The 25,726-nt window shown below is 39.5% G+C and carries 23 protein-coding genes and 1 pseudogene; 17 read left to right on the forward strand and 7 right to left on the reverse strand.

The window, feature by feature from the left end; all coding sequences use genetic code 11:
• Positions 1 to 29 precede the first annotated feature (29 nt).
• From EG365_RS14370 to EG365_RS14395, 6 genes are all read left to right on the forward strand, one after another.
• The gene (locus tag EG365_RS14370) at positions 30 to 992 is read left to right on the forward strand and encodes a metal-dependent hydrolase (RefSeq protein WP_000226456.1); all 963 of its coding nucleotides are present in this window, start codon (positions 30 to 32) and stop codon (positions 990 to 992) included.
• Between the two features lie 65 nt (positions 993 to 1,057).
• Positions 1,058 to 1,888 (forward strand): SDR family NAD(P)-dependent oxidoreductase, encoded by an 831-nt coding sequence (locus EG365_RS14375; protein ID WP_000599996.1) that lies wholly within the window; start codon positions 1,058 to 1,060, stop codon positions 1,886 to 1,888.
• A gap of 23 nt (positions 1,889 to 1,911) precedes the next feature.
• Positions 1,912 to 3,462 (forward strand): flavin-containing monooxygenase, encoded by a 1,551-nt coding sequence (locus EG365_RS14380; RefSeq protein WP_000256760.1) that lies wholly within the window; start codon positions 1,912 to 1,914, stop codon positions 3,460 to 3,462.
• 368 nt (positions 3,463 to 3,830) lie between these two features.
• On the forward strand, positions 3,831 to 4,058 hold the full coding sequence (locus tag EG365_RS14385; protein WP_000608973.1) for a hypothetical protein: 228 nt from the start codon (positions 3,831 to 3,833) through the stop codon (positions 4,056 to 4,058).
• Positions 4,059 to 4,380: 322 nt separating this feature from the next.
• Entirely contained in the window at positions 4,381 to 5,700 is a 1,320-nt protein-coding gene (locus tag EG365_RS14390; RefSeq protein WP_000729980.1) for an NCS2 family permease, read from the forward strand.
• 111 nt (positions 5,701 to 5,811) lie between these two features.
• Entirely contained in the window at positions 5,812 to 6,810 is a 999-nt protein-coding gene (locus EG365_RS14395; protein ID WP_001077404.1) for an adenosine deaminase, read from the forward strand.
• Between the two features lie 43 nt (positions 6,811 to 6,853).
• Here the strand turns inward: EG365_RS14395 and EG365_RS14400 are convergent, their stop codons facing one another.
• Positions 6,854 to 7,411 carry a cytochrome b gene (locus EG365_RS14400; protein ID WP_001111760.1) on the reverse strand — a complete coding sequence of 186 codons (558 nt, stop codon included), beginning with the start codon at positions 7,409 to 7,411 and terminating at the stop codon, positions 6,854 to 6,856.
• Positions 7,412 to 7,649: 238 nt separating this feature from the next.
• Between EG365_RS14400 and EG365_RS14405 the strand changes: the two genes are divergently transcribed.
• Together EG365_RS14405 and rnhB are read left to right on the forward strand one after the other, a co-directional pair.
• Positions 7,650 to 8,039, forward strand: coding sequence for a hypothetical protein (locus tag EG365_RS14405; protein ID WP_000735756.1), 390 nt, complete (start codon positions 7,650 to 7,652; stop codon positions 8,037 to 8,039).
• Between the two features lie 65 nt (positions 8,040 to 8,104).
• The gene (rnhB, locus tag EG365_RS14410) at positions 8,105 to 8,671 is read left to right on the forward strand and encodes a ribonuclease HII (protein WP_000495836.1); all 567 of its coding nucleotides are present in this window, start codon (positions 8,105 to 8,107) and stop codon (positions 8,669 to 8,671) included.
• A 69-nt stretch (positions 8,672 to 8,740) separates the two neighbouring features.
• Here the strand turns inward: rnhB and csrA are convergent, their stop codons facing one another.
• The 3 genes from csrA to alaS all read right to left on the reverse strand — a co-directional run bounded on the left by csrA (position 8,741) and on the right by alaS (position 13,224).
• Complete coding sequence (gene csrA, locus EG365_RS14415; protein ID WP_000906487.1) at positions 8,741 to 8,995, reverse strand: carbon storage regulator CsrA; 255 nt, start codon at positions 8,993 to 8,995, stop codon at positions 8,741 to 8,743.
• 246 nt (positions 8,996 to 9,241) lie between these two features.
• Positions 9,242 to 10,522: an aspartate kinase gene (locus EG365_RS14420; protein WP_001185176.1), complete on the reverse strand. Its 1,281-nt coding sequence runs from the start codon at positions 10,520 to 10,522 to the stop codon at positions 9,242 to 9,244.
• Positions 10,523 to 10,587: 65 nt separating this feature from the next.
• Positions 10,588 to 13,224: an alanine--tRNA ligase gene (gene alaS, locus EG365_RS14425; RefSeq protein WP_000199457.1), complete on the reverse strand. Its 2,637-nt coding sequence runs from the start codon at positions 13,222 to 13,224 to the stop codon at positions 10,588 to 10,590.
• A gap of 269 nt (positions 13,225 to 13,493) precedes the next feature.
• On the opposite strand from alaS, the gene gap reads away from it, so the two are divergent.
• From gap to EG365_RS14450, 5 genes are all read left to right on the forward strand, one after another.
• A complete protein-coding gene (gap, locus tag EG365_RS14430) occupies positions 13,494 to 14,519 on the forward strand; it encodes a type I glyceraldehyde-3-phosphate dehydrogenase (RefSeq protein ID WP_001188823.1) in 1,026 nt (341 codons plus the stop codon).
• A 275-nt stretch (positions 14,520 to 14,794) separates the two neighbouring features.
• Complete coding sequence (locus tag EG365_RS14435; protein ID WP_000155680.1) at positions 14,795 to 15,961, forward strand: ATP phosphoribosyltransferase regulatory subunit; 1,167 nt, start codon at positions 14,795 to 14,797, stop codon at positions 15,959 to 15,961.
• 64 nt (positions 15,962 to 16,025) lie between these two features.
• Positions 16,026 to 17,345, forward strand: a complete 1,320-nt coding sequence (locus tag EG365_RS14440) for an adenylosuccinate synthase (RefSeq protein ID WP_000517792.1) — start codon at positions 16,026 to 16,028, stop codon at positions 17,343 to 17,345.
• A 122-nt stretch (positions 17,346 to 17,467) separates the two neighbouring features.
• Complete coding sequence (locus EG365_RS14445; protein ID WP_000776215.1) at positions 17,468 to 17,785, forward strand: hypothetical protein; 318 nt, start codon at positions 17,468 to 17,470, stop codon at positions 17,783 to 17,785.
• 116 nt (positions 17,786 to 17,901) lie between these two features.
• Positions 17,902 to 18,681 (forward strand): M48 family metallopeptidase, encoded by a 780-nt coding sequence (locus EG365_RS14450; protein ID WP_001034598.1) that lies wholly within the window; start codon positions 17,902 to 17,904, stop codon positions 18,679 to 18,681.
• Positions 18,682 to 18,740: 59 nt separating this feature from the next.
• Here EG365_RS14450 and EG365_RS14455 read toward each other — a convergent pair whose 3' ends face one another.
• Together EG365_RS14455 and crp are read right to left on the reverse strand one after the other, a co-directional pair.
• Positions 18,741 to 19,790 carry an NADP(H)-dependent aldo-keto reductase gene (locus EG365_RS14455; protein ID WP_001159802.1) on the reverse strand — a complete coding sequence of 350 codons (1,050 nt, stop codon included), beginning with the start codon at positions 19,788 to 19,790 and terminating at the stop codon, positions 18,741 to 18,743.
• Between the two features lie 160 nt (positions 19,791 to 19,950).
• A complete protein-coding gene (gene crp / locus EG365_RS14460) occupies positions 19,951 to 20,658 on the reverse strand; it encodes a cAMP-activated global transcriptional regulator CRP (protein ID WP_000203217.1) in 708 nt (235 codons plus the stop codon).
• 240 nt (positions 20,659 to 20,898) lie between these two features.
• Here crp and EG365_RS19395 point away from each other — a divergent pair.
• From EG365_RS19395 to EG365_RS14470, 3 genes and pseudogenes are all read left to right on the forward strand, one after another.
• Positions 20,899 to 21,018 (forward strand): annotated as a pseudogene (locus tag EG365_RS19395) (hypothetical protein).
• Between the two features lie 78 nt (positions 21,019 to 21,096).
• Positions 21,097 to 21,519: an OsmC family protein gene (locus tag EG365_RS14465; RefSeq protein WP_001195082.1), complete on the forward strand. Its 423-nt coding sequence runs from the start codon at positions 21,097 to 21,099 to the stop codon at positions 21,517 to 21,519.
• A 91-nt stretch (positions 21,520 to 21,610) separates the two neighbouring features.
• On the forward strand, positions 21,611 to 22,036 hold the full coding sequence (locus EG365_RS14470; protein ID WP_001026230.1) for a GNAT family N-acetyltransferase: 426 nt from the start codon (positions 21,611 to 21,613) through the stop codon (positions 22,034 to 22,036).
• On the opposite strand, the gene EG365_RS14475 is transcribed toward EG365_RS14470, so the two are convergent.
• On the reverse strand, positions 22,033 to 22,839 hold the full coding sequence (locus EG365_RS14475) for a peptidoglycan DD-metalloendopeptidase family protein (protein WP_001237344.1): 807 nt from the start codon (positions 22,837 to 22,839) through the stop codon (positions 22,033 to 22,035). The genes EG365_RS14470 and EG365_RS14475 overlap by 4 nt on opposite strands.
• A gap of 301 nt (positions 22,840 to 23,140) precedes the next feature.
• On the opposite strand from EG365_RS14475, the gene clpB reads away from it, so the two are divergent.
• On the forward strand, positions 23,141 to 25,720 hold the full coding sequence (clpB, locus tag EG365_RS14480) for an ATP-dependent chaperone ClpB (protein WP_001210050.1): 2,580 nt from the start codon (positions 23,141 to 23,143) through the stop codon (positions 25,718 to 25,720).
• The last annotated feature ends 6 nt before the right edge of the window (positions 25,721 to 25,726 follow it).

Below are 25,726 nucleotides of genomic sequence, written 5' to 3' on the forward strand. Positions count from 1 at the left end.
TATTTAACAAATTTTATAGGGTGTCGAAAATGGTCGCTCAAGCTATCCGAAATATTATTTCTCCTAAATCAGTTATAGCTCAGTATCAAAAGATAGATTTCTCAAATAAAGGAACTATCCCAATTCGCCATTTAAATATCGGATTTGATGGTAAAGAAATTGATATCGAGTTTTACGTCAACAACCAGTTTGCAACTTTGTTTTTTGCAACGCTTTCGGTTTTTTTGACCTATGGTGAAGATCTGGTGATAGAAACAGCTCGTCACCACCGTGAATTTATTCAAGATCCGATTTTAAAACAGCGTGTTACATCGCTGATTGGTCAAGAAGCCATCCATTCAAAATTGCATAATGAGTTCAATGATGCAATTAAAGAGCTGGAATATCCGGTCGATTTTTATCGTTTCTTGGGTGAGAACTTCTTTAAATATGTGTTCTTAAAATTCCCGCAGCCATTAAAGCTTTCACTCATGGCGGGTATTGAACATTTTACGGCGGTACTTGCCGAATACATGATGAAGCATGAAAAGAATTTCTATTATACCGACGATGCCAAAAGTCGTGCCTTATGGATGTGGCATATGCTTGAAGAATCTGAGCATAAAGATATTGCTTATGACGTCTATCAGGTTTTAAACGGTAATTATCCGTTACGGGCAACGGGCTTTTTAATGGCTTTCATTACCATTTTAGGGCTTATTCCAACAGCAACTTTATTTGTACCTCTACTGCGTAAGCCAAAAGAACTGTTGACCAGAAAATTTTGGAAAGATGCACGTCGTGGCGTCAACTTAATTTTTAGTCCAAAAGATGGCGTATTTGGTAGCACCATTGGTCAGATTTTTGATTACTTACGTCCAGACTTCCATCCAAATGATCATGACACGACCGAATATCTGGAGTACTACAAAAAGAAATTACTTAACGAGGGCGGTGCAATTGCGCCTTACTTTGTGAAGGAATTTACACCACCAGTTCGTGCAGTTTCATAAGCCTATTGGTCATGGCAGTAATATGACAATTACTGCCGTCTCCCTAAAATTTTTTAGGATTTACTATGATTTTATTTGGTAAGAAAGACCAGCCGAGCCGAAACGCATATGCGGTCGTAACCGGGGCAGGCAGTGGGATTGGACGAAGCTTTGCAGTTGAACTGGCAAAACGTGGTGGCAGCGTAGTCTGCGCAGATATTAATTTAGAAGCTGCTGAAGAAACCGTAAAGTTAATTGAACAGTTGGGACAAAAAGCATTTGCTGTACAGTGCGATGTTGGGCAAGCAGAACAAGTACAGACTTTGGCTGATCAGGCAGAGCAGTTGCTTGATCATCCGGTAACCCTCATCATTAATAATGCTGGCGTAGGTCTAGGTGGCAAATTTGATGAAATGAGTTTGGAAGACTGGAAATGGTGTATGCATGTAAATCTGTGGGGTGTTATTCATGGTTGTCATGCATTTGTGCCAAAGTTCAAAAAACTAGGTTACGGTGCAATCATTAATGTGGCTTCTGCCGCGTCGTATACCGCAGCACCAGAAATGAGTGTCTACAATGTAACGAAAGCGGGTGTTTTGGCATTATCAGAAACCCTTTCAGCCGAGCTTCGCAAATTCAATATTAAAGTCAATGTACTTTGCCCGACTTTGGTGCCAACCAATATCATTAAAAATGGTCGTATTCCGGGGCGTTATTCCAAGCTTGCAGACCATGCACTCATGAACTATGCCATGACGACCAGCGATGCAGTTGCAACTTTAACATTGAATCGATTAGATCGTGGGCAGCTCTACACCACGCCACAGATCGACGCCAAATTATTCTGGCTTATGAAAAGGACATCTCCAACGCTATATGCAAAGTTCCTTGGGCTTTCGTATCAGTTATTTAAATAAAATTTTGTATAGGCAGAAAAATTATGGTCACTAAACCTAGAACAAATACACGCACCCGTAAAACCCAAGAAGTTGCACATATTTATGACACTTTTATTGTCGGTGCGGGTATTTCTGGTCTTGCTGCTGCAATTAAGCTAAATGAAGCAGGCCTAACTAATTTTAAAATTATTGAAAAAGCAAGCCGCGTCGGTGGTACTTGGCGTGAAAATACCTATCCGGGCTGTGGTTGTGATGTACCTTCGGCTCTGTACTCTTACTCGTTTGCTCCAAGTGCAAAATGGAGCCATTTATTTGCACGTCAGCCGGAAATCTTAAGCTATTTAGAAGATGTTAGTCGTGAGTTTGATATTGAGTCCTTAATTGAATTCAATACCGAACTATTAAAAGCGGAATGGGACAATGTAAAAAATGTCTGGAAACTAGAGACAAGCTCTGGTTTATATATTACTAAAACAGTTCTATTTGCTACAGGCCCAATTACTGAGGCGCAGATTCCACGCATTGAAGGTTTAGATACCTTTACTGGTGAAATGTTCCATTCGGCGAAATGGAACCATGACTATGACCTTACTGGAAAACGTATTGCCGTGATTGGTACTGGTGCATCTGCCATCCAGTTTGTGCCCCAAATTCAGCCTAAAGCAAAAGAACTGTTTGTATTCCAACGTACAGCCCCTTGGGTACTGCCAAAACCGGATACGGATTTGGGGGAGTTGAGTAAATCAATTATTGCCAAATACCCAAAAATACAGGCCACTTGGCGCCAGACTGTAGCAGGTGCCTTAAATGTCATCAATTTTGGTTTACGCAACCCAAAAGCTTTAAAGCCTGTCAATTTTGCTGCGAAACAATTGTTAAAGTTACAAATTAAAGATCCGGTTTTACGTAAAAACGTAACACCTAATTTTGATATTGGTTGTAAACGTATTTTATTTGCCAATAACTACTATCCAGCGTTACAGGCATCCAATACCACGCTTATTCCACATGGCCTGGTTAAAGTCGAAGGCAATACGGTGATTGCAGCTAATGGCGAACGCCACGAAGTAGATGTGATTATTTGGGGTACAGGTTTTGAAGTGTCCCATCCACCCATTGGTAAACGGGTACATAATGAAAAAGGGGAATGTCTGGCAGAACTCTGGAAAGACTCCTCACCGGAAGCTTACTTAGGAACCAATATTGAAAATGTACCGAACGCATTTCTTATGCTAGGGCCAAATGTCTTGGTTTATGACTCATTCATTGGTCTTGCTGAAGCCCAACTGCAATATATTGTAGATGGTTTATTGCAAATGAAAGCGAAAGGTATTGCTAAACTTTCTGTAAAATCAGAAATAATTAAAAAGCATAATGAGCTTGTACAAAAGCATTTACAAACCACAGTATTCAATAGTGGTGGTTGTAAGAGTTATTACCTTGATGCAAATGGTCGCAACTTTGCAGCATGGCCATGGTCATTGAAAAAGCTTAAACAGCGTTTACATCATTTAAATTTAGAAGAATACGATGTCATCTATGAAGCTGATCTTGTAAAAGTAAAACCTAAAGTTGAAGAAGTTGCAGGTTAATTAATTTATAAAAGCCCACCTTATTGATTAAGGTGGGCTTTTTACTATTAAATAATGAAAGAAATATATGAAAATTCAATAAATAATATAATGAAGTTAAAGTAAACGATAAATTTAAATATACTTCAAAATAAAAATGGGCCAAGCAGTCTATATAATTTTCATTTAAAATAATATAGCTATTTTTAAAAATGAATTTTTAAGTGAAAAGTTTTCTTTTTAATCAATTTTTTAAATTGTATATTGGAAAACATTTTTATATCAATAACTTGTGTGGTTAATAATTATTGTAAATAAATGTGAAAGTATTCACAACCTTATTTTTTTTTGTTAAGATCATTAACATTAAAAACATAGAGATAATAATAATGATCAATAAAGTATTAATAGTGTTATGCGTGAGTATTGTATTTGTATTAGGGTATTGGGCATATTTAGATACCCAAAATAAAAGACATCAAGAGCTCATGAGGATCATCCAAGAAGCTGAAAAAAATTTGCAGACCATCGAACGTAATCCTAACCGTGTTAGTCATAGCAATTTAGCTTCATATAATTTGCAAAAATATATCAGTGATAAAAAAATTTTTTTCTAAGCACAGGGGTGATTGTGATTTGCTTTAAAAAGTGTGCCATTGATCATATCTTTTCATAAATTTTGATCATGTTGCTGTTGAATCTGTTAAACTTATTGAACGTATAGTAAAAAAGCTGCATAGGGGTTATGCAGCTTTTTTGTGTTTCAAGAGGGGCTGTGGCTATTTTCTGTGTATGACAGCAGAAATCAAATGAGTGGCATATTTGTTGCTTCGTCTATTTAAGATTTTTGTCTAGAGATCTGAACAGAAAAACAAGATTGCTCAGATACCTACATAGAAGTACATATTCCACAGCTCAGATTTTGCATAGAGGCTACTTATGGCGGCGCCCAATTCTTCGGCAGGGTGGTTAGAGCGTTTATTTAAGTTAAGCGACAATAAAACCACGTTTCGAACAGAAGTTCTTGCTGGTGTAACTACATTTTTAACAATGTGCTACATCATCATTGTCAATCCACTCATTTTATCTGAAACCGGCATGGATCATGGCGCCGTATTCGTTGCGACCTGTTTGGCAGCAGCAATCGGTTGCTTAGTGATGGGTATTATTGCTAATTATCCAATCGCCTTGGCACCCGGTATGGGGCTTAATGCTTATTTTACCTATTCGGTTTGTATGGGCATGGGAGTGCCATGGCAGACAGCTTTAGCAGCTGTTTTTGTTTCAGGTGTAGTATTCCTTGCGATTAGTTTCTTTAAAATTCGTGAGGCGATTGTCAATGCAATCCCGATGTCGCTTAAATTTGCGATAGGTGGTGGTATTGGTTTATTCCTTGCGCTCATTGCGTTAAAAAATGCCGGAATTATTGTCGCGAACCAAGCAACATTGGTCGGTTTGGGCGATATTAAACAACCTACTGTGTTATTGGCTTTATTTGGCTTTTTACTTATTGTAATTTTGCATCAGCTTAAAGTTCGCGGTGCGATTATTATTAGTATTTTAGTCGTTACAGCAATTGCCACAGCTTTAGGTCTAAATGAATTTAAGGGTGTGGTTGGTGAAATTCCTTCAATTGCGCCAACATTCATGCAAATGGACTTTGAAGGGTTGTTTACCGCAAGTATGGTTGGTGTCATCTTTGTATTCTTTATTGTTGACTTGTTTGACAGTACGGGTACTTTGGTTGGCGTTTCACACCGTGCGGGCCTTTTACAAGACGGTAAATTGCCACGTTTGAAAAAAGCGCTATTTGCTGACTCTACTGCAATTGTTGCGGGGGCTGCATTAGGTACCTCATCAACTACACCATATATTGAATCGGCTTCAGGTGTAGCAGCAGGTGGACGTACAGGTTTAACCGCGGTAGTTGTCGCTTTCTTATTTATTTGCTGTTTATTCTTGGCACCTCTTGCTCAATCTGTGCCGGGTTTTGCAACAGCACCCGCTTTATTGTTCATTGGTGTATTGATGATCCAAGGGATCACTCACATCGATTGGGATGATATTACAGAAGCTGTACCAGCCTTTTTAACGATTGTATTTATGCCATTTGCTTACTCAATTGCAGATGGTATTGCAATGGGCTTTATCAGCTATGCATTAGTTAAATTATTTACGGGTAAGGCAAAAACTGTTCCATACATGGTGTGGATTATTGCTGCCCTTTGGGTATTTAAATTTATCGCCTTTGGCGGTTAATACGATTGTTTATAATTTCCTTCTAGAACTATTTTAGTGATAGGGATATAAGAAGGAAATTATAGAAGGGTGTGCTTACCACACCCTTTTTTCTTTAGATGTGGAGTTAATATGAATCAAGTCGAGCTGATTCAGGCCTTACCAAAAGCCGAGTTGCATGTGCATATTGAAGGGACCTTTGAACCTGAATTAATGTTTGCCATTGCACAGCGTAATCAGATTCAGATTCCTTACAAATCTGTTGAAGAAGTAAAGCAAGCTTATAACTTTCATAATCTTCAATCATTTTTAGATATTTACTATGCTGGTGCAAATGTTCTTGTTCATGAGCAAGATTTCTACGACTTAGCATGGGCATATTTTGAAAAGTGTGCAGAAGATCGTGTCGTTCATACAGAAATGTTCTTCGATCCGCAAACTCATACTGACCGTGGTATTGCTTTTGCAACGGTGATCAATGGGCTTAAACGTGCATGTGCTGACGCAAAAGCCAAATTTGGTATCAGTTCTCAGCTGATCATGTGTTTCTTACGTCATTTAAGCGAAGAAGCTGCATTTGAAACGCTTGAGCAAGCTTTACCGTTTAAACAAGATATTATCGCTGTAGGACTTGATTCAAGCGAAGTAGGCCATCCACCAGCTAAATTTGAACGTGTTTTTGCTAAAGCGCGTGAAGAAGGCTTCTTAATCGTGGCTCACGCAGGTGAGGAAGGCCCACCTGAATATGTATGGGAAGCTTTGGACCTGCTCAAAGTAAACCGTATTGACCACGGCGTGCGTTCTGAAGAAGACGAACAATTAATGGCTCGTTTAATTAATGAAAAAATGCCATTAACGGTTTGTCCTTTAAGTAACTTAAAGCTATGTGTTGTTAAGGATATGAAAGACCACAATATCCGCCGTCTTTTACAAAAAGGCGTACACGTGACTGTTAACTCAGATGATCCTTCATATTTCGGTGGTTATATGAATGATAATTTCTTTGCCATTCATCAGGCATTAGATTTAACCAATGATGAGTTGAAGCAACTCGCAATTAACTCTTTTGAAGCCTCTTTCATTTCAGATGAAGAGAAACAAAAGTGGATTTCAGAAATCCAGAAAATCTAAATAAAAAAACCGCCTGTGATAGGCGGTTTTTTTAACATTGAATTTATTTAGGTTGTTTGGTCATACTGTTTAAAACATTGTCTTTATCTACAAAGTGATGTTTTAAAGCTGCAAGTACATGTCCAACAATAAGTAAACCTGCAAACCATGAAATATAAATATGTAATGGCTTAACAATGGCTAATAACTCAGGGTTATCTTGCACCAGGCGTGGAATTTCAAATAAATATAAAACCGGAGCAGGGTGACCAGCACTCCAGCTAAATAAACAGCCAGTAACTGGTAAAGCGACTAAAATCACATACAGTAATAAATGTCCGGTGTGAGCTAAAGTTTTCATTGTTGGTGACATCGTGTCAGGCAATTGTGGGGCAGGATGGGTGTAACGCCAAAACAGACGAATGACCACGAGGAAGATAATGGTTGTGGCGATGTTTTTATGTAGTGTAATGACATCGCCTTTAAAGCTGCCATCAACGTCATAACTTAGAAAATTTCCACTATAGAAACCAATCACCCAAGCAGTGATAAAAATGATGGCCATGATCCAATGCAGAATCTGTGCAGTACGGGTGTAGTATTGAGAGGTTGAGGCAGGCATAAAAGACCCTTTTTTTGTCATTCTAGCGCTAGATTTTATGGGAAACTGTTAAATTTGAGAAATGTTGTTCCCGTAACAGAGCGTGCTATAAACAGAACGCTTCAATTTAAAAAACACGGTTAAGTTGAGCTAGAGATTAAGGGACTTAATTTGCATAAATGCATCAATTTATTTGTTTCTTCTAAGCACAAGTTTAGGCAAAATACGCGCTGCTTACGTTCGATCAAAGGAAAAAATGATGAAAAAATTGATGCTCGCTGTAGCACCAGTTGTTTTAGCTTTAACTGCATGTGCAACCACTACAGGTACCGGTACTGGCGGTGCTTCTGCACAAACAACAACTCAACAGTTAGGCGTAGCTGCATTAAAAGTTGCTGTTAATGCGAAATGTATTACAGAAATTAATAATGTTGCTGCATGGAAGACAGCAACAAAATATATGACTGCTGAACAGCGTGATAGCATCCAAACGAATGTTTGCGGCTGTGTAAGTGAAAAAGCACCAAATAGTGTGACTGCAGTAGAATTAGCTGCTGCTGCGCTTGACGTGAATGCACGTGCTACAATCGTAAACCAAGTGGTTTCTAAAACTGTAAATGCTTGTGTGGCAGAAGCTTTACAAAAATAATTGATGTTTTAAGCATTAAAGAAGGCCGATTCTTATAAATCGGCCTCTTTTTCATTGGAGTATACATGTTTGTTGCAGGCGTAGATGAGGCAGGACGAGGCCCATTAGTGGGTTCGGTTGTTGCTGCAGCTGTTATTTTAGATCCGAATAATCCAATTTTAGGATTAAACGACTCTAAAAAATTAACTGAAAAGAAACGTGAAAAGTTGTTTATTGAAATTCAAGAAAAAGCTTTAGCATGGTCAATAGCAGAAGCTACACATGCAGAAATTGATGAGCTGAATATCTTGCAGGCAACTTTTTTGGCTATGCAACGTGCAGTGGAAGGTCTGAAAACACAACCTCAAAAGGTAATTGTAGACGGCAATCAAATCCCCAAAGGAATTATTATTCCTTGTGAGGCGATTGTAGGGGGAGATGCAAGCCATGCCGAAATTAGTGCGGCGAGTATCTTGGCTAAAGTTACGCGTGATCGTCAAATGGCAGAATTAGATCAACAATATCCATTATTTGGTTTTGCCAAGCATAAGGGGTATCCAACCAAAGCACACTTTGAAGCCATTGCTGCTCATGGCGTGATTGATCAACACCGTCGTAGTTATGCACCTGTAAAACGGGCATTAGGACTATAAATTTATATATTCCCAAAAAATTTAAAGCGACTATAAAGTCGCTTTAATTAGGGAGAGAACAACTTCATACTAACGATTGAAGTTTTTCTGTGCATAATTATCATCTTCATATGAAACTTGATAATCTTGATCAAGATGTTGAAGGTGTTCATGCATTGCACGTTCATGTTGAATACGTTGATAAATTTCTTCGCGATGAACAGAAACCTCTTTTGGTGCATTTACACCAATTCGAACTTGGTTTCCTTTGACGCCAAGCACAGTAACACTGACTTGATCCCCAATCATTAATGTTTCCCCGACACGGCGGGTCAGAATCAGCATGTTTATCTCCTTGCTAAACGCTTAAAACTGCAATATTGGTACCCAAATAAAAAGCTCAACCTCAGTTTTCAGTCAGATTCTAACAGAAATATGAGAACAAAGTCATATTTTGATAATCACTGCCAAAAAACTTTCCGTTTAATATAACAGAGCCGCTATAAAAAAAACTATAGCGGCTCTGTGTTTTCTTTGATTATTGTCGGACAAGTAAACATTTTTTAATGAATTCTTGACCGTTCGGTAAAATTAAGCGCGTGCGCTGCTTTCACCATGTTCACGATCTAAACCAAAAGCGGTATGTAAGCAACGAACTGCAAGCTCAAGGTATTTTTCATCAATAATGACAGAAACCTTAATTTCAGATGTTGAAATCATAAGGATGTTAATACCTTCGTCAGCAAGGGCAGTAAACATTTTGCTTGCTACACCCGCATGCGAGCGCATACCTACACCCACGATAGATACTTTAACGATGTCATCGCGTGTTGAAACTTCACGTGCACCAATATTTTTGGCAGTTTCATTTAAGATTTTTTCAGCTTTTGCTAAATCAACACGGTTTACAGTAAACGTGAAATCTGTTGTGCCATCTTCTTCAACATTTTGGACTATCATATCCACTTCAATGTTGGCATCACTTACTGGTGATAAAATTTTAGAAGCAATACCCGGTTCATCAGGTACACCTAAAATTGTTAATTTTGCTTCGTCACGGTTAAAAGCGATACCTGCAATGATTGGCTGTTCCATAGTGTCTTCTGCCTCAGTAGTAATGAGTGTACCTACATTTTCTTTAAATTCGTCGTCAAATGCGCCGTCGTCATCATTATCAAAACTTGATAATACGCGTAAAGGAACTTGATATTTTCCGGCAAATTCTACTGAGCGAATCTGTAAAACTTTAGAACCTAATGATGCCATTTCTAGCATTTCTTCAAAAGAAATGCGATCGATTTTCTTCGCTTTAGGGGCAACACGAGGGTCTGTAGTATAAACCCCATCAACGTCAGTATAAATTTGGCATTCATCTGCTTTTAGGGCAGCTGCAATGGCAACACCAGAAGTATCTGAACCACCACGTCCTAGAGTTGTAGTATTTCCGTTGGCATCGAAGCCTTGGAAGCCTGCAACTACAATAACACGGCCCGCATCTAGGTCATTGGTCATGACATCTGTGTCAATCGACTCAATACGCGCCTTAGTAAATGCACTGTCAGTTTTAATACCGACTTGACGTCCGGTATAGGATTTAGCTTCCACACCAATCGAATTAAGTGCCATAGCTAACATGGAAATCGTCACCTGTTCACCGGTTGAAACCATTTGGTCTAACTCACGTGGGTCAGGTGTTTCGGTAATGGCTTTAGCGAGGGCAAGTAAGCGGTTTGTTTCACCACTCATTGCAGATACGACCACAACAACTTTGTGACCGTGATCATGCCAACGCTTCACACGACGAGCAACATTTAAAATGCGCTCGGGGGTACCCATAGAAGTACCGCCATATTTTTGAACGATTAATGCCATAGTTGTTCCATATAAGCCATGACCCTGAGAGGCTTGTCAGGGTCAGTTACACAAAAAGTGAAGTCTTATTTTTGTTCAAGCCAAGCAGGTAATGCTGCCATAACTTGTCCAAACTTCTCGTTAAGTGGCGCGCCACCTTGTGCTAAGTCAGGTTTACCACCACCTTTACCACCTAACTCGGTCGCTAGATGTTTGATGATGTCACCTGCTTTTAGATTTGCAGTGTATTGCGACGCGACTGATGCAAGCAGGCTGACTTTGTCACCCTCTACACCTGCTAACACAATCACTGCGTTCTCTAATTTTGATTTTACACTGTCATGTAAGTTGCGAAGCGCTTTAGCATCAACACCCTGAACAGTAGTAATAAGCGTTTGACGACCAGCAATAGTTTGAACTTGGTCAATCAAATCAGCCGCTTGGAAGTTTGCCAATTTTTGGTTGAGTTGTTCAATCTGCTTTTGTAATGCAGAAACCAATTCTACATTAGCTTGTACACGCTCAACCGTTTGGTCTTTCTGTGCTTTTAATAAGCTATTAATGTGCTGGATATCATGATCAGCTTTTTGTACTACTTCTAATGCTTTAGTACCGGTCACTGCTTCAATACGACGTACGCCGGCAGCCACACCACCTTCAGAAGTGATTTTGAATAAACCAATATCACCTGTACGTTTTACGTGAATTCCGCCACAAAGTTCGATTGAGAAGTTTTTCTCGTCAATGACTGAGCCCATAGAGAGCACACGAACTTCATCACCGTATTTTTCACCGAACAACATCATTGCGCCTTTTGCTTTCGCAGTTTCAATGTCGAGTAGTTCAGTTGTTACAGCAGTATTTGCAATGATTTCAGCATTTACGAGACGTTCAACTTGTTGTAGTTGTTCAAATGACACAGGTTGGTCATTTGCAAAGTCAAAACGTAAGATATCACTTGCAACCAAAGAGCCTTTTTGTTGTACATGCGAACCTAAAATTTGACGAAGGGCAGCATGCAACAAGTGAGTTGCTGAGTGGTTACGCGCAGTAGCTTCACGAATGTCGGCTTTAACAATCGCTTCTACATTTTGACTGGTTTTAAGGTTACCAACAGTCACAATACCTTGATGAACAAAGGCACCACCAGACTTTTTCGTATCCTGAACTTCAAAAATACCTGTTTCGTTTTTGAAGATACCAGTATCACCAATCTGACCACCGCTTTCAGCATAGAAAGGAGTTTGGTTTAAAACGATAAGTGCTTCGTCGCCTTCAGAAACTTCATCAACTTGTACGCCATCTTTATAGATCGCTACAATCTGGCCTTGACCGGTTGTGTTGGTATAACCGTCGAACTGAGTTTCGCCTTCAACTTTTACAATGTTGTTATAGTCAACAGCAAATTTACCAGCATCACGCGCACGTTGACGCTGTGCAGCCATTTCAACTTCAAAACCTGCTTCATCAATAATAAAGCCACGTTCACGTGCAATATCAGCAGTTAAATCTGTTGGGAAACCATAAGTATCGTAAAGTTTAAATACAGTCGCACCCGGAATAGTTTTATCTTTTAACTGAGCAAGTTCACCTTCAAGAAGTTTTAAACCTTGCTCTAAGGTTTTAGCAAACTGTTCTTCTTCACGAATTAATGTTGCTTCAATGACTTCACGGCGAGCTTCTAACTCAGGATAAGCCTGTCCCATTACTTCAATTAATGGTTGCAACATTTTGTAGAAGAACGTACCTGTTGCGCCAAGCTTGTTACCGTGACGGACAGCACGGCGGATAATACGACGTAATACATAACCACGTCCTTCATTACTTGGGTTTACACCATCAGCAATTAAGAAGCAGCAAGAGCGGGCATGGTCTGCAACTACACGTAAAGAAGGCTGACCTTCATCTTCAATACCAATGATGTTTGCAGCAGCTTTTAATAAGTGTTGGAACAGGTCAATGTCATAGTTTGAATTAACATGTTGCAATACGGCAGAAATACGCTCTAAGCCCATACCTGTATCTACAGATGGAGCAGGGAGTGGGTGAAGTACGCCATCAGCAGTACGGTTAAACTGCATGAAAACGTTGTTCCAGATTTCAATGAAACGGTCACCGTCTTCTTCAGGTGAGCCAGGTAAACCACCCCAAATGTGTTCACCGTGGTCGAAGAAAATTTCTGAACATGGACCGCAAGGACCTGTATCACCCATTGCCCAGAAGTTATCTGATGCGTATTTTTCGCCTTTGTTATCACCAATACGGATAATACGTTCTGGTGCTAGGCCGATTTCTTTATTCCAAATGTCATAAGCTTCGTCATCAGTATGGTAAACCGTGACATAAAGTTTATCTTTCGGTAAAGCAAGCCATTGTTCGCTAGTTAAAAATTCCCATGCGAACTTGAGAGCATCACGTTTGAAATAGTCACCAAATGAGAAGTTACCCAACATTTCAAAGAATGTATGGTGACGAGCTGTATAACCAACATTATCTAAATCGTTATGTTTACCGCCTGCACGTACACATTTTTGTGATGTTGTTGCACGTACATAATCACGTTTTTCAAGACCTAAAAAACAGTCTTTAAACTGGTTCATCCCAGCATTTGTAAATAATAAAGTTGGGTCGTTGGCAGGAACAAGAGAACTCGATGCAACACGTGTATGCCCTTGCGTTTCAAAGTAGCGCAAAAATGCTTCACGAATTTCAGCAGATGTCATTAAACGAGTACTCACAACCAAGTCACTCCATATTTTCGAATTTGGCTAAAAGCATCACCACAAGTTTATTTGTTCATAAAACTCGCACGTGATACGGGGCTTATTTTTAAAAAACGCTAAATTGTAACGGAAAAACCCCACCGAACCAACGATTTTAGAGGGAATATCTTACAAAACTGTGATTTGGCTAAAAATCTATATTCAATTAGCCATGACGTGTTTTACTATATGCCTTCTTTCGCTTCTCGTTTTGTAGATAAGGATAGGTCATGCAACGTATCGCCATTAATGGGTTTGGCCGGATTGGACGTAATGTTTTACGTGCCTGGTTTGAGAGCCCGAAACAATTTCATTTTGAAATCGTGGCGATTAACGATATAGCAGATGTACATACACTGGTACATTTATTCAAATATGACTCAACGCATGGTCGTTTTAATGGCAAAGTTGATATCACCATTGAAAATGAAAAGATTTATTTAAATATTCAATCTAACCAGAGACTCTTAAAGGTTGAAGTTTTGCAGCAAAAACAGCCGGAACTTTTACCGTGGGCAAGTTTAAAAATTGATGTTGTACTTGAGTGTACAGGTTTATTCCGCTCCCATGCTGATGCTACCCGCCATTTAGAAGCAGGGGCTAAAAGGGTCATTATTGGCGCTGCGCCTTTTGATCATGTTGATGCTGCAATTGTTTATGGTGTTAACCATGCTGATGTGAAAGCGACTGATCAGATTATATCGAGTGTGTCATGTACGACACAGGCTTTAGTTCCACTGGTTAAAATCATTGATGATGCATTTGGCATAGAAACAGCGCTTATGACCGAAATTCATGCGGTAACAGCAGATCAGTCTGTGCTTGATCATGCGCATCGTGATTTGCGTCGTGCTAGAGCTTCTGGACAAAACATTATCCCGACTACTTCTAGTGCGCTTGGTGCTTTAAAGCGTGTGATGCCAAAAATGGAAGACCGTATTGATGGTTACTCAATTCGGGTACCTACCATTAATGTAGCGGCAATTGATTTAACGTTTATCGCGCAATCTCCAATTACGGTCCATCATATTAATGAATTGCTGATTAAAGCATCTCAAACAGATTATGCAGAAATTATGGCTGTAACAGATGAACCATTAGTTTCAAGTGATTTTAATCATTCGCCCTATTCACTTATTGTTGATTTAACTCAAACCATGGTTGTTGGACATCAAGCCAAAGTATTTGCTTGGTATGATAATGAGTGGGGCTATGCAAATCGTTTATTGGATTTGTGTGATTCTTTCAAAAGTTAAATTTGGTTAATTGGAAACCGGGTGATAGTTCAGTTATTGCCCCATTCTTTGGTCTAAGAACTTTTATTGATAATGGAAGTCAAAAACAATAAGTCTTTGAATATTATTTTTAATTCATAGAGTCTACTTTTTGACTTTAGAGTTTATTAAGAAAGATTTATGCAAATTGTCAGGTGCATGGCACAAAGTATCATGCTACACTAAGAGAAATCGGGTGTGTTCCCGATTTTTTTATGTGGGGTCGTTCCACGTTGATCAGATTTTAGGCTTGAAATATGACCATTTCAGAGACATGGTTGCTGCCTGACGGGGTAGCAGATGTATTGCCGGAACAGGCGCAAGTCATTGAAAAACTTCGCCGTGAAGCTATAGATTTCCTCGCAGTACGAGGTTATCAACTGGTATATACACCATTTATCGAATACATCGAATCGTTGTCTTCATTATCAGAATCAAATCAAGACCTGGATTTAGTAACTTTTAAGGTGATTGACCAGCTTTCAGGCCGTTTACTCGGTATCCGTGCTGATATGACACCGCAAGTTGCACGTATTGATGCACATGTAAGACCTGTTGAAGGTGTTGCACGTTACTGTTACGCAGGGACTGTATTACATACAAAACCACAAAATTTCAATGCGACTCGCGCACCTTTACAATTAGGCGCAGAGTTATATGGGCACGATAGTATTGAAGCTGATGTCGAAATGGTCGACGTGATGCTTGGTCTGATTGAAAATGCCTATACTTTGCAAGGCGCACATTTAGACTTAGGGCATGTAGGCCTATTTCGTAGCTTAGTAAAATATGCTGGTCTTTCTAAAAATGAAGAGCATGAGTTATCTGATCTTTATCAAAGAAAAGCATTACCTGAGTTAGCTGAATTTACCCAAAATTTAAATATGGGTTCAGATTTCTATGCACTTGGCCGTTATGCAAGTGATTTAGATGCCTTACAAGCGCATTTAAGTGCAGATATTTTAAAAGATGCTGAATTTGATGCTGCATTAAATGCACTTAAAACCACTCTCGAACAGATTAAAAACCGTTGGCCAGCACTTAATGTTGGAATTGACGTGGTTGAACTTCGCAGTTACCACTACCACACTGGTTTGATGTATGCAGTTTATGCACCAAATCGTGCTGCACCTTTAGCGCAAGGTGGCCGTTATGATGGTATTGGGGAACACTTCGGTCGTGCACGTCCGGCTACCGGTTTTAGTTGTGATTTATATGCTTTAGGTGCGAACCAGTTTGCCGAAATCGAAACTGTAGTGGCACCTAAAGGTACAGAAGCTGATTTACTTAAAGCAATTGCGAATGCGCGTTCAGAGGGTTTACGTGTAGTTCAATTGTTAGGTAATGATGATTTAAGTTCTATTCCTTATGCAACACATCAATTGGTATTGCAAAACGGACAATGGAATATTGAAAAGATTTAAACGCCAGCAGTAAGTTTTTTACTAATGGTTTCCAATTTTAACAGCATGATGTAATGAGGCTATTATGGGCAAAAATGTTGTGGTACTTGGTACCCAATGGGGCGACGAAGGTAAAGGTAAAATCGTCGACCTGCTCACAGATCAGGCGGCTGCGGTAGTACGTTATCAAGGCGGACATAACGCAGGTCATACTCTTGTCGTAGGTGGTAAAAAGACTGTATTACACCTCATTCCATCAGGCATTTTACGTGAAAACGTATTGTGCTTAATTGGCAATGGCGTGGTGCTTTCACCAGCAGCATTAATTGAAGAAATGGGAATTTTGGAAGCTGAAGGTGTTCCGGTTAAGGAGCGTCTACGCATTTCTCCAAACTGTCCACTTATTTTGCCTAACCACATTGCTCTTGATCAGGCACGTGAGAAGAAACGTGGTAACGCTAAAATCGGTACTACAGGTCGTGGTATCGGCCCTGCGTACGAAGATAAAGTTGCGCGCCGTGCAGTGCGTGTTGCTGACCTTGTTCGTGGTGGTGCAGCGTTAGAAGAAAAACTAGCCGAAATGCTAGAGCTACATAACTTCCAATTGACTCAGTTCTACGGTGTAGAAGCGGTTAAATTTGAAGACGTATTAGCTCTTTGCAACCAATGGCGTGAAGTTCTTGCTCCATTAGTGATTGACGTAACTAAAGTATTACATGACTATCGCAAAGAAGGTAAGGCTGTAATGTTTGAAGGCGCTCAAGGTTCACTTCTAGACATCGACCACGGTACTTATCCGTATGTTACCAGCTCAAATACAACTGCTGGTGGTGTAAGTTCTGGTTCAGGTATGGGTCCTTTACATCTTGATTATGTATTAGGTATTACGAAAGCTTATACAACACGTGTAGGTGCTGGTCCGTTCCCAACTGAATTGGTTTACGATGCTGCAAGTGATTCTGGTGACCCAATTGGTAAACATTTGGGTACTGTAGGTCATGAGTTCGGTGCTTCTACTGGTCGTCAACGTCGTTGTGGTTGGTTTGATGCTGAAATCTTACGCCGTTCTGTAGATGTAAACTCACTTTCAGGTATTTGCTTAACTAAACTTGACGTTTTAGATGGTTTAGAAGAAGTGAAAATCTGTGTGGGTTATGAAAATACAGATTCAGGTTGTGTAGGTTCTTCTGATGCGGTTTCTTTCGAATGCTTGAAACCAATTTATGAAACTATGCCAGGTTGGAGCGAGTCAACTGTTGGTTTAACGAGCATTGACCAATTACCTGCAAATGCTTTGGCTTATGTAAAACGTATTGAACAATTAATCGAATGTCCGATTGATATCGTTTCAACTGGTCCAGACCGTGCAGAAACAATCATTTTACGTCATCCATTCTCTGCGTAATTCGCAAAGATAAAAATAGCCTCCTAAAAGGGGGCTTTTTTTATACCCTACTAAAGTGCAGTTTTGGTTTGGTTCGATTCAGATTAAAACATGATATATAGTTCAGGAATCATAGGCTCAGGATGAAGCTGCAACCCACTATTTCAAAAACCATTTTTTATTCTTTTTTATTTGCTATAGGTGGTTCACCCACATTAGCAATGCTGATTATTTATGGTCAAAATTATAATCCGGACTTCTTCATGACGGCATTTATGAGTCTTTCTGTCCTGATTGCTTGTGTCCTCATCCCTGTTGTTCTCATACAAAACAGTTATTTACTCTGGAAGAGGAAAAATCCTAATCTTGAAGAGAAAGTTAAGACTTTAAGTCACGTTTATCTTGGTTTAAACATAATATGTTTAATATTCTGGATTTATTTGATGACTTTATCTAATTGACCGTTACATAAATACTATGATCGTGAAGAAATGAGAGATTTAAAGCGTGAGTGGTATTTCTTATAATAAGTGCAAAAGAATAAACAGTTTTTTAACGATTTAGGTGACCCATGTTAATGAATAAAAAGTTCGTTCTAAGCTTGTGCGCAGCAGGTGCAGTAACAATTTCTGGTTGTGCCACAATGGCTGATATGGCAGGTGCAGATACTGCAACCTTAAATGCTCAATCTGCACAAAGTTTCAATAAAATGGTGCAGGAAGCGCGTGGTAAAGGTGCTTTAGATACAAGTTCAAGTACCTATAACCGTATTAATGCGGTTTTTAACCGTTTAAAACCTTATGCGAATCAAATGAATCAGACAGGCCAGCCATTTAGTTGGCAATTGGCTGTATTGAAGTCAGATACGATTAACGCTTACGTTGCACCTGGTGGCAAGGTCGTGTTCTACACAGGTATTGTAAATAAACTGAACTTGACTGATGCTGAAATTGCAGCAGTTATGGGCCATGAAATGACTCACGCCTTGGAAGAGCATGCAAAAAGTAAAATTGGCGCACAAGCTTTAACTGATTTAGCGTTAAATATTGGCTTAAGTCAGATTAATGGTGGTAATGTGAGTCAACTAGGCGCGGCTGCGGCTCAGTTAGGCACGCAAGTAGGTGTGGGTCTGCCATATTCTCGTAGTTTGGAAAGCCGTGCTGACCAAGGTGGTTTAATGCTAATGGCGCGTGCAGGTTATAACCCGAATGCAGCGATTACGCTTTGGGAAAAAATGAACAAGCTTGAAGGCAGTGGATCATCTTTCTTGTCTACTCACCCATCAAACGCTCAACGTATTAATGACATGCGTAAGAATTTACCTGCGGCATTAGCTATTTATAATGGTCGTAAGTAAGTTTTAACACTTATAGAACTGATGTTAAAAACGGATGCTTGAGCATCCGTTTTTGTTTTTTAAGGAGCAGGATTAGGCTGTTGTATATGAATAGTCTCAATGCCTTGTAAAATCTCTGGTGAAAGCTCGATTTCAAAAGCTTGGATATTTTCTTTGAGCTGATCTAAATTGGTTGCACCAATAATTGTACTCGTCACAAAAAATTGCTGCTTAATAAAAGCCAGAGCCAATTGAGTCAGGCTTAAACCATGCTTTTCAGCAAGCTGTGCATATTGTTCAGTTGCCCATTCACTTTGCGGATTGCTGTATCTGCTAAAGCGAGGGAAGAGTGTAACGCGGGCATTGGCTGGTCGAGCCCCATTTCTAAATTTGCCAGTTAAATAACCAAAAGCAAGAGGAGAGTATGCAAGTAAACCTACACCTTCATATTTGGCAATTTCTGACATACCGATTTCATAGGTGCGATTAAGCAGACTATACGGATTTTGCACACTCACAAATTTACTCACACCTAAATTTTCAGCAAGCTGAAGAAACTTCATGGTGCCCCACGGTGTTTCATTAGATAAGCCGATGTAACGAATGCGGCCTCGATTAATCTCTTTTTGGAGAGCGAGTAATGTTTCTTCTAAGGGAGTAGTGTCATAATCATTTTGGGCTTGCTGATTACCATAAGCGAGCGTTCCAAAGAAGTTGGTATGGCGTTCAGGCCAATGTAATTGATAAAGATCAATATAATCAGTTTTTAAGCGTTTGAGAGAGCCATCAATCGCTTGTGAAATATGTTCACTATTAAACTTGGTATGGCCGTCTCGAATATGTGTTCCACCAAAGCCGGGACCTGCAATTTTTGAAGCAAGGAATACTTTATCGCGCTGACCATGCTGTGCAAACCAATTGCCTAAGATGGTTTCGGTTGCTCCATATGTTTCTGGCTTAGGAGGCACGGAATACATCTCTGCCGTATCCCAAAAATATAAACCGTGTTCTAAAGCGTAATTGAGTTGTTCGAAAGCTTCTTGTTGAGTATTTTGCTCACCAAATGTCATGGTACCTAAGCAAATTTCAGGAAGGTTAATGCCAGTGTGACCAAGTGGTTTAAATTGCATACTGCGAAATCCTTAAGAAATTTTAAGTTAGCCTAACGGAGAATATGTATTCAACTTAAATCATAAAAACAGAATAGTTTGTAAGCTTTGTGTATTAACTCATTGTTGCATATAAAAAAAGCAAACCGAAGTTTGCTTTTTATTCAATAATTACGAGTAATTATTCTTCGTCATCATAGTCTTCATCAGTGACTGGAGTTTCTTCTAATGAAGTATCAAAAATTAGAATAGCTTTACCGTCAGTTTGAATCATACCTTGATCTTCTAAGGTCTTTAATACACGGCCAACCATTTCTCGTGAACACCCGACAATGCGTCCAATCTCTTGTCGAGTAATACGAATTTGACGGCCATTCGGCAAGATCATTGCTTCTGGTTGTGAAGATAGGTCGATTAAGCAACGCGCAATACGGCCTGACACATCAATAAATGCAAGATCGGTCATTTTACGAGTTGTATTTTTTAAACGACGAACGAGTTGCGCGAAAACGGCATAGCTGAGATCTGGATACTGTTTGCTCAGTTCGTGGAAGTTGTCATATGAAATTTCCGCAATTTCACAGACATCACGGGTACGAACTTCAGCTGTACGTTGAGGGTTCGGTTCGAAAAGCCCCATTTCCCCAAAGAAGTCACCAGGATTCAAATATGCCACAACAATTTCACGTTCATCGTCTTCACGTAAAATAATTGAAACTGAGCCTTTTAAAATTAAATATAAAGATTTTGACTCTGTTCCGGCATCAACAATTGTGGTTCGTTTTGGATATCTGTTGATGTGAGCACGTTTTAACAATGCTTTAACGGATTCAGGTAGTTGCCCCGGAGATAAAGCATCTGTGCTGAGTTGTGAAAAATTTGAAGTCATGCTTGATATGTTCCGAATAGGGTAAACAATTCACACAAGCTCGAGATGAGCTATTACACAGAAGAGATGAAATTCCTTATCAACTCATTTTATGTTAGTGTACAAAACAAGGGTCTGTTGACATTTCACAGATGGTTGCGACATAAGACAATTTTTCTGGACGTTACGAAGCAAGAACTATGGAATTTAGTCATTCTAAATCAATAGAGCTTAACAACGAAACGAACAAAAAATCTGGCCTTGCGCTGCATCAAAGATGCTTTAATTGCACCTCAGATTCCGGCTGAAATTTAACAAACTTTATTACAAAACTGGACAAAGGATTGCCCTTGTCTGTGTTTTGCGTTTTATTTGGATTAATTTTTAGCTATTACGCAATCCATAGATGAAATGTCAACAGACCCTGCTTAAATTTATAATTTTTTTTGGGTAGTTGCAATGCAAACAAGTGTACATTGGCTAGAGAATGTTGCTTTTGAAGCGAAATCAGAGAGCGGTCATAGTGTAGTGATGGATGGCTCACCTGAGTACGGTGGTGAAAACCGTGGACCACGTCCTATGGAGTTGATATTAATGGGACTTGGTGGGTGTGCTTCGTTTGATATTGTGACTATTTTAAAGAAATCCCGTCAAGATGTGACGAATGTCGTATGTCAGCTTAAAGCTGAGAGAGCAGATGCAATTCCGGCAGTTTTCACTAAGATCCATTTACACTTTGTAGTGACAGGTAAAGCTGTAAAAGAAAAACAGGTTGCAAAAGCAGTAGAGCTATCAGCTGAGAAATATTGTTCAGCAAGTAAAATGCTTTCAGATGGTGGCGTAGAAATTACTCACGATTTTGAAATTATTGAAGCAGCGTAATTTTATTTGTGAATGCCTAAAAAATAAAAAGCTAACAGTCATGTTGGCTTTTTTTATGATAAGAATAATTAAAAAATAAAAGGAGAGTTATGTGAATATCCGTTTAGCACAATGGGAAGATACCGAGACCATATGTTATTTACTTAAACAAATGGGATATTCACAGCCTTTAAAAGTAGTTCAAGAACAATTTCAAATACTAAGTAAAGATCCTAATGCGATTACGTTGGTCGCAGCTGACGATTTAAAAGTGTATGGAATTTTATCGCTTTATTTTATTCCACAAATTGCCTTACAAGGTGAGTTTGCCAAAATATGTTATCTGTGTGTTGACGAGAAGATGCGTAGTAAAGGAGTAGGGCATTTGCTTGTACAAGAAGCCGAACGGTTAGCAAAGCAACGTGGTTGTGACCGAATGGAACTTCATTCGGGGATACAAAGACCTTTGGCACATCAATTTTACCTAAGAGAAGGCTATGTCGAAGCGCCAAAGTACTTTCGTAAAGCTTTAAATTAATGAGTCGTAGTTAGAAAAAGTTGAGGGTCTACCCGTGCATTGTTAAGGCTCATTCCCCAATGTAAATGAGGGCCTGTGACACGTCCTGTTTTACCGACTAGACCTAAAGTTTCCCCTTGACGAATATGCTGGCCTTTTTCTACTTTTATCTCGCTTAAATGGCAAAACATACTAATTAAGCCTTGGCCGTGATCGATTAATACAGTTTGCCCATTAAAAAAATAATGACCTGTTTGAACGACTACGCCGTCTGCTGGGGCAACTACTTTTTGGCCTATTGGTGCTGGAATGTCTAGACCTGAGTGTGGAGCACGTTCTTCACCATTAAAAAAGCGTTTTCTACCAAAAGAATTGGTAAATTTACCCGAAGTTGGGCGTATAAATTTTGGTAAGGCTTGCCACGAACTTTGCGTAAATGAACTATAAACATCATTTTGTTCTTTAGCTTCTTGAGCGTAACGATCTAATTGACTTTGATTGGGATTTACATAGTCTTGATTCGTAACTTTAAGGCGTTGCTCAGCATATGGATAAGATTTAACTTCTATTTGAATAGGGGCTTTATTGGTATCGAGTTGAACACTACCAAGTGGAGTAGATAACGGAATACCGAAAACTGCATAACGCTGCTGTCCTTCTTGGCTAATTAAAACCGGTTTGTGTTGAAAAGTGACCTGAGTAATATCCGACGTTAAAGGAATAACTGCAATACCACCGGGTCTTCTTGAGTCTTGGGGTAACTCCGCCATTGCTAGAGTCGAGCTAAAAAGACAAGTTGTTAATATAATATGTTTTAAGCGCATTTTTAATTTCAAAAAACAGGATGGAATTGGCAAGATAAATTAATTCTTAATTTGGGAATTCTCAATGAAGTCTTTGTGAAGACCATAAAATAGATGAGAGTAAATATAAATATTCAAGATATTTAATAAAATGTAGCCGAAGTGTACTTGAAATATATACAAAACAAACCCATATTATAATCGAGTTTTACTCGCAGTATTTTTTATAACTTAATGAAAAATATATAAAAATTTATTTGAAATCCGAAAAAGTGTTCCCATCTATTACACAAGTACGAATTTGTTGTGAGGAATAACAAGAATGCGATTTGAAAAATTTACGAACCGCTTGCAGCAAGCCCTCTCAGATGCTCAATCCTTAGCGATGGGTAAAGACCATACAGCTATAGCAGGTATTCATATTTTGAGTACTTTATTGGAAGAGCCGTCCAATATTAGTTTGTTGCAACAAGCAGGTGCACGGTTACCTGAACTTAAACAAAAGCTAGAGCAGGCTTTAAAAGATGCTCCGACTATTGCTAACCCGACGGGCGATGTCAATTTAAACCCAGAAGCAGTTAAAGCACTCAACTTGGCAGATCGATACGCGCAAAAAGCTGGCGATGAATTTTTGTCAACTGACTGGGTTTTATTGGGCTTGGCAGAAACTGGTGAAACAAAAAATATTTTAAGTGCCGTAGGTGTAACTCCCGACAGCTTACGCAAAGTAATTGAAAATATTCGAGGTAGTGACAAAGTCATGAGTAATAATCACGAAGACCAACGTGACTCACTTAATAAATATACGATTGATTTAACCGAGCGGGCTTTATCGGGGAAACTTGATCCGGTGATTGGACGTGATGATGAGATCCGCCGTACCATTCAGGTCTTGTCACGCCGTACTAAAAATAACCCAGTACTCATCGGTGAACCTGGGGTAGGTAAAACCGCTATTGTTGAAGGTTTGGCACAACGTATTGTTAATGGTGAAGTACCAGAAGGCTTAAAGAATAAACGTGTTTTATCGTTAGATTTAGGTTCATTGCTTGCAGGTGCTAAGTATCGTGGTGAGTTTGAAGAACGTTTAAAAGCTGTTTTAAAAGATTTGGCGAAACACGAAGGCGAAATCATCTTATTCATTGACGAGCTACATACGCTCGTTGGTGCTGGTAAAGGTGACGGCGCGATGGATGCAGGTAATATGTTAAAACCTGCGTTGGCTCGTGGTGAGTTGCGCTGTGTGGGTGCAACTACCTTAGATGAATATCGCCAATACATTGAAAAAGACGCAGCCTTGGAGCGTCGTTTCCAAAAAGTGCTGGTCGATGAACCAAGTGTAGAAGATACCATTGCGATTTTACGTGGTCTGAAAGAAAAGTATGCGACTCACCATGGCGTACAGATTTTAGATTCAGCGATTATTGCTGCGGCGAAAATGTCTCATCGTTATATTACAGATCGTCAATTACCGGACAAGGCGATTGACTTGATTGATGAGGCAGCTTCTCGTATTAAGATGGAAATCGATTCTAAGCCAGAAGCACTTGATAAACTTGACCGCCGTTTAATCCAGTTGAAAATGCAATTGGAAGCGGTGAAAAAAGATGAAGACGCAGGCAGTAAGGCCGAAGTTACTCATCTTGAAAAACAGATTGCTGAAGTCGAGAAAGAATACAACGATCTGGAAGAAGTGTGGAAAGCTGAGAAAACATTGGTAGAAGGCACTAAACAAGCTCAGGTTGAACTTGATAAAGCACGTATTGCTTTTGAAAAAGCTCAGCGCGAAGGCGATTTGGCAGAAGCAGCACGTTTGCAATATGGTGTAATTCCAGAGTTGCAAAAACAACTTGAACAAGATGAAGTTGCTGAAGAAAACGAAGAGCCAAAACTCATTCGTACAAAAGTAACTGAAAATGAAATTGCCGAAGTCGTTAGTGCTGCAACAGGTATTCCGGTTGCTAAAATGATGCAAGGCGAGCGTGAAAAACTTCTTCATATGGAAGAGTTTTTACATGACCGTGTTGTTGGGCAAGATGAAGCAGTTGTTGCGGTATCGAATGCAGTTCGTCGTTCACGTGCCGGTTTGTCTGACCCGAATCGTCCTAGCGGATCATTCTTGTTCTTAGGACCAACAGGTGTAGGTAAAACTGAGTTAACTAAAGCTTTAGCTAACTTCTTGTTTGACAGTGATGATGCCATGATTCGTATCGATATGAGTGAATTCATGGAGAAACATTCTGTCAGCCGTTTAGTTGGTGCGCCTCCGGGTTACGTAGGTTACGAAGAGGGCGGTGTTTTAACCGAAGCTGTTCGCCGTAAACCATATAGCGTAGTGTTGTTTGATGAGGTTGAAAAAGCGCATCCAGATGTCTTCAATATCTTGCTACAAGTGTTAGACGATGGACGCTTAACCGACTCACAAGGTCGTGTAGTGGACTTTAAAAACACGGTTATTGTGATGACATCGAACTTGGGTTCACAAGATGTACGTGAACTTGGTGAAGGTGCAACTGATGATGAAGTGCGTACTATTGTAATGAATGCGGTAAGTCAGCATTTCCGTCCGGAGTTTATTAACCGGATTGATGAGTTGGTGATTTTCCATTCACTCAAAAAAGCACAGATTCGTGGCATTGCCGATATTCAGTTGGACCGCTTACGCTCACGACTTGTTGATCGTGATATGAGTTTAACTGTAGATGACAGTGCATTTGACTTATTGATTGACGCTGGTTTTGATCCTGTATACGGAGCGCGTCCATTGAAACGTGCAATTCAACAACAGGTTGAAAATACACTAGCTCAAAAAATCTTGTCAGGTGACTTTGTTGCGGGTGATACCATTTTAGTTAAAGGCGAAAATGGTCACTTAGTGTTTGATAAGCTGAAACTCAGCTAAGTTTTT

The sequence above is a fragment of the Acinetobacter sp. FDAARGOS_494 genome (assembly GCF_003812225.1).
Classification (GTDB): Bacteria; Pseudomonadota; Gammaproteobacteria; order Pseudomonadales; family Moraxellaceae; genus Acinetobacter; species Acinetobacter baumannii.

Coding starts and splice junctions, on each gene's coding strand:
- rnhB (WP_000495836.1), top strand. CDS start 8,105: ATGTTTGTTGCAGGCGTAGATGAGGCAGGACGAGGCCCATTAGTGGGT.
- EG365_RS14395 (WP_001077404.1), top strand. CDS start 5,812: ATGAATCAAGTCGAGCTGATTCAGGCCTTACCAAAAGCCGAGTTGCAT.
- EG365_RS14385 (WP_000608973.1), top strand. CDS start 3,831: ATGATCAATAAAGTATTAATAGTGTTATGCGTGAGTATTGTATTTGTA.
- EG365_RS14390 (WP_000729980.1), top strand. CDS start 4,381: ATGGCGGCGCCCAATTCTTCGGCAGGGTGGTTAGAGCGTTTATTTAAG.
- alaS (WP_000199457.1), bottom strand. CDS start 13,224: ATGACATCTGCTGAAATTCGTGAAGCATTTTTGCGCTACTTTGAAACG.
- clpB (WP_001210050.1), top strand. CDS start 23,141: ATGCGATTTGAAAAATTTACGAACCGCTTGCAGCAAGCCCTCTCAGAT.
- crp (WP_000203217.1), bottom strand. CDS start 20,658: ATGACTTCAAATTTTTCACAACTCAGCACAGATGCTTTATCTCCGGGG.
- EG365_RS14405 (WP_000735756.1), top strand. CDS start 7,650: ATGAAAAAATTGATGCTCGCTGTAGCACCAGTTGTTTTAGCTTTAACT.
- EG365_RS14375 (WP_000599996.1), top strand. CDS start 1,058: ATGATTTTATTTGGTAAGAAAGACCAGCCGAGCCGAAACGCATATGCG.
- EG365_RS14455 (WP_001159802.1), bottom strand. CDS start 19,790: ATGCAATTTAAACCACTTGGTCACACTGGCATTAACCTTCCTGAAATT.
- EG365_RS14465 (WP_001195082.1), top strand. CDS start 21,097: ATGCAAACAAGTGTACATTGGCTAGAGAATGTTGCTTTTGAAGCGAAA.
- EG365_RS14435 (WP_000155680.1), top strand. CDS start 14,795: ATGACCATTTCAGAGACATGGTTGCTGCCTGACGGGGTAGCAGATGTA.
- EG365_RS14445 (WP_000776215.1), top strand. CDS start 17,468: ATGAAGCTGCAACCCACTATTTCAAAAACCATTTTTTATTCTTTTTTA.
- EG365_RS14440 (WP_000517792.1), top strand. CDS start 16,026: ATGGGCAAAAATGTTGTGGTACTTGGTACCCAATGGGGCGACGAAGGT.
- EG365_RS14370 (WP_000226456.1), top strand. CDS start 30: ATGGTCGCTCAAGCTATCCGAAATATTATTTCTCCTAAATCAGTTATA.
- EG365_RS14380 (WP_000256760.1), top strand. CDS start 1,912: ATGGTCACTAAACCTAGAACAAATACACGCACCCGTAAAACCCAAGAA.
- gap (WP_001188823.1), top strand. CDS start 13,494: ATGCAACGTATCGCCATTAATGGGTTTGGCCGGATTGGACGTAATGTT.
- csrA (WP_000906487.1), bottom strand. CDS start 8,995: ATGCTGATTCTGACCCGCCGTGTCGGGGAAACATTAATGATTGGGGAT.
- EG365_RS14475 (WP_001237344.1), bottom strand. CDS start 22,839: ATGCGCTTAAAACATATTATATTAACAACTTGTCTTTTTAGCTCGACT.
- EG365_RS14400 (WP_001111760.1), bottom strand. CDS start 7,411: ATGCCTGCCTCAACCTCTCAATACTACACCCGTACTGCACAGATTCTG.
- EG365_RS14450 (WP_001034598.1), top strand. CDS start 17,902: ATGAATAAAAAGTTCGTTCTAAGCTTGTGCGCAGCAGGTGCAGTAACA.
- EG365_RS14420 (WP_001185176.1), bottom strand. CDS start 10,522: ATGGCATTAATCGTTCAAAAATATGGCGGTACTTCTATGGGTACCCCC.